This window comes from Kineococcus glutinatus (genome assembly GCF_039542765.1).
GTDB classification, from domain to species: Bacteria; Actinomycetota; Actinomycetes; order Actinomycetales; family Kineococcaceae; genus Kineococcus_A; species Kineococcus_A glutinatus.
The window spans coordinates 1-3,030 of sequence record NZ_BAABIL010000031.1 but is presented as its reverse complement, the minus strand read 5'-3'; the positions used below and the strand labels follow the sequence as shown (position 1 = coordinate 3,030).

General features: G+C 77.1%; 2 protein-coding genes. Both read right to left on the bottom strand.

Going from position 1 to position 3,030, the window contains the following annotated elements:
• Positions 1 to 1,745: transglutaminase TgpA family protein (locus ABEB16_RS01790; RefSeq protein WP_345710563.1), on the bottom strand; the 1,745-nt coding region annotated here is incomplete at its 3' end.
• The coding region (locus ABEB16_RS01785) for a DUF58 domain-containing protein (RefSeq protein WP_345710562.1) at positions 1,742 to 3,030 on the bottom strand (1,289 nt) is incomplete at its 5' end. The genes ABEB16_RS01790 and ABEB16_RS01785, both read right to left, overlap by 4 nt.

The window sequence follows — 3,030 nt, the reverse complement described above, 5'->3', positions numbered from 1 at the left end:
CCAGCGGAGCCGGGCGCCGCCGTGCAGGCGCTCGCGGTCGGCGTCGCGGTGGCACCCGGCAGCTGCCGGCCCGGCGCCTCGGTGCTGCTGGGGCCGGGCACCGGCGCGTTCGCCACCCGCCCCACCGTCCAGGGGGGCATGGAGCCGGTGCGGGTGGCGGGCGTCGGCTCGAAGCGCACCCAGCCGGAGCCCTCGAAGTACAGCTCGGGCCAGGCGTGGGCGTCCTGGGCGCTGATGCGCCACGTGTCGCCCTGCTCCTCACCCGGCAGGAAGCCGATGGCCACGCGCGCCGGGATGCCCAGCGAGCGGGCCATGACCGCCATCGCGGAGGCGAACTGCACGCAGAAGCCCTGCTTGTTCTGCAGGAAGCTGGCCACCGCGTCGGAACCGCCGCTGTCCGGCACGTCGGTGGAGTAGACGAAGCCGCCGCTGGTGCGGAAGAACTGCTGCAGCTGCACCGCGCGGTCGTAGTCGTCCTGCGCGTTCTGCGTGACCTCCCGCGCCGTGGCCGCCACCAACTCCGGCAGCGAGTCCGGCAGCGCCGTGTACGCCTCGCGGAGCGCCTCGGGAGCCGCGCCCGCCGCGCGCAGGTCCGCCTCGGCGGGGGTGACGCGCAGGTGGGTGACCGTGTAGCGGCGCTGCCGCGTGGTCTCGCCGTCCCCCACGACGTTGAGCGTGTCCTGCTCGAAGAGCCAGTTGCCGTCGATGTCCACCCGCACGGTGGGGTAGGGCAGCGGCAGGTAGGTCTGGTCGAGGTCGTAGACCCGCACGGCCGTGGTCACCGCCTGCGCCTTCGAGCGCACGGCCTCCGACAGCCCGGGTGCGGGGGGCAGGCCGTCCTGCACGCGCTGGCGGCGCGGGATGTCGGTGCCGGTGCGCGGTGCCCACGTCCGGCCGTCGAAGACGTCGGCGGTGACGATGCGCAGCGGGGCCGGGTCCTCCTCGTCGGTCCGGTAGGTCAGGACGACGGTGTCGGAGCGGGCGCCGAGGCTGTCCTTGAGGTTGAGGATCGGGTTGATGACCGTGATCGACTCGCCGCGTCCCACGTCGATCGTGAGGGGGCGCTCGTCGAGGCCGGGCACCGCGCCGGGGAGCACGACGGCCACGGCGACGGCCGCGGCCGCGAGGCTGGCGCCCCCGACGCCGCTGCGCCGGTTGGCCGCGGGCACCCAGCGCCGCTCGCGGCCGGTGACGTCGGTGCGCAGCAGCAGCAGGAAGCAGCCGGCGGCCAGCGCGAAGGACAGCGCCCCCGCCCCGCCGGGGGCCAGCGCCACGGGCACGGCGTACACCGCGCCCAGCGGCATCCCGGCCAGCGCCGGCCGGCGCAGCCGGGTCGCCAGCAGGTCCTCGGCGAGGGCGAGCAGGCAGGCGGCGGTGCGCCGCAGCAGCTCCAGGCCCCGGGCGCCGGCCACGGGCACCGAGTAGCGCTGCACCGCCTCCAGCCCCTCGACGGCGAGGACGGCCAGGCGCTCCGCGGTCGAGGGCGTGGGCACCACCCCCAGCAGCGCGGTGTCCCGCGCGAGGAGCAGCCCCAGGCCTGCCAGCAGGACGGCCAGCTGGGCCGCGACGATCCCGCCGGTGCGCCGCGTCAGGCGGGAGACGGCGATGCCCGTCGCGGTCACGGCCACGACCACCAGCGCCGCCCGCGGGAGCCAGCCACCACCCTGCACGAGCGGTCGCAGCGTCAGCAGGGTGGCGCCGGTGGCGGCCGCCGCGAGCAGCGACGTCCGGGTGCTGCGTGTCATCGCGTCCTCCCGACGGCGGCGGCGCGGGCGAGCTGGGCCCACACCCTGTCGATGTCGTCCCCGGGCCCGGCGGCCGTCGTCGACCACCCCGCACCGGCGAGGAGCAGCTCCGCCCGCTGCGCCGCGGCCTCGTCGGCCGGTGCCGCGGTGCGCACCCACAGCCGCGTGCGCTGCACGACCGCGAGCGCGGAGGTGGAGCGGTCGCGGGCGGCGAGCAGGGGGAGGACGTCCTCCTCGTCGACAGCGCCGAGGAGGGCGACGAGCATTCCCGGGGCCGAGCGCCCCAGCCCGCGCACCGACTGCCGCAGGTCGTCGTCCGGCCCGGGGGCGAGGGCCGCCAGCTCGTGCAGCAGGCCCTGGACCTGTGCCTCGACGGGCAGGGAGGGGTGCCAGGAGCGCTCCGGTGACCCGCCGTGCAGCAGCCGCACCGGGTGGCCCCGCCGCAGCAGGTGGGTGCCGATGGAGGCGGCGGCCGTCACCGTCCACTCCAGCGAGGAGGCGATGCCGCGCCCGGCGTGGGCGCCGGCGCGGCGGTCGACGAGGAGGATGACGTCCTCCTCGCCGCCCCGCTCGTCGGAGCGCACCATCACCTCCCCGCGCCGGGCGGTCGAGCGCCAGTGCACCCGCCGCAGGTCGTCGCCGGGCCGGTACTGGCGCAGCGCCACGTCGTCGGCCTCGCTGCTGGTGGCCGTGCTGCGCGCGGAGGTGCCCCCGGTGCCACCGCGCCGGCCCAGGTCGGCGGCGGGCAGGGGGTGCACGGGCGGCAGGACGTCGACGACGGTCCTGCCGCCGAGGGCGCGGCGCACGTCGCACAGGCCGAGCGGGTCGCCGATGCGCAGCACGGCGGGACCGACGCGGTAGGACCCGCGGACGTCCGAACTCACGCTGTACCTCAGGTCGAGGCTCTGGCCCGGTTCCAGCGGGGGCACCGGAAGCCGGGGAGCGGCGCCGAGGACGAAGGGCACGGCGTCCTCCAGCCACAGCCTCACGCCGCGCGGGCTGGTCGTGCAGTGCACGGTGAGGCCTACCGCACCCCGCTGACCTGCGGTGATGGTCAGCGATCTCGACCTCTGCCGGAGGGTGAGAGAAGAGCGGGCCCGCGTGGTGAGGGCCAGCGCCACGAGCGGCACGGCCACGAGGAGGACTCCGACCCGGAGCATGTCGCGCTGCTCCAGCCGCAGCGCCGCGACGACGAGCAGCGCGCCGGCCACCACCAGGCCCCAGCCGCGCCGGTGGCCGCGGGCAGCACTTCGAGGGCGGGTCGCTGTACTCGGCGCCGACGTCG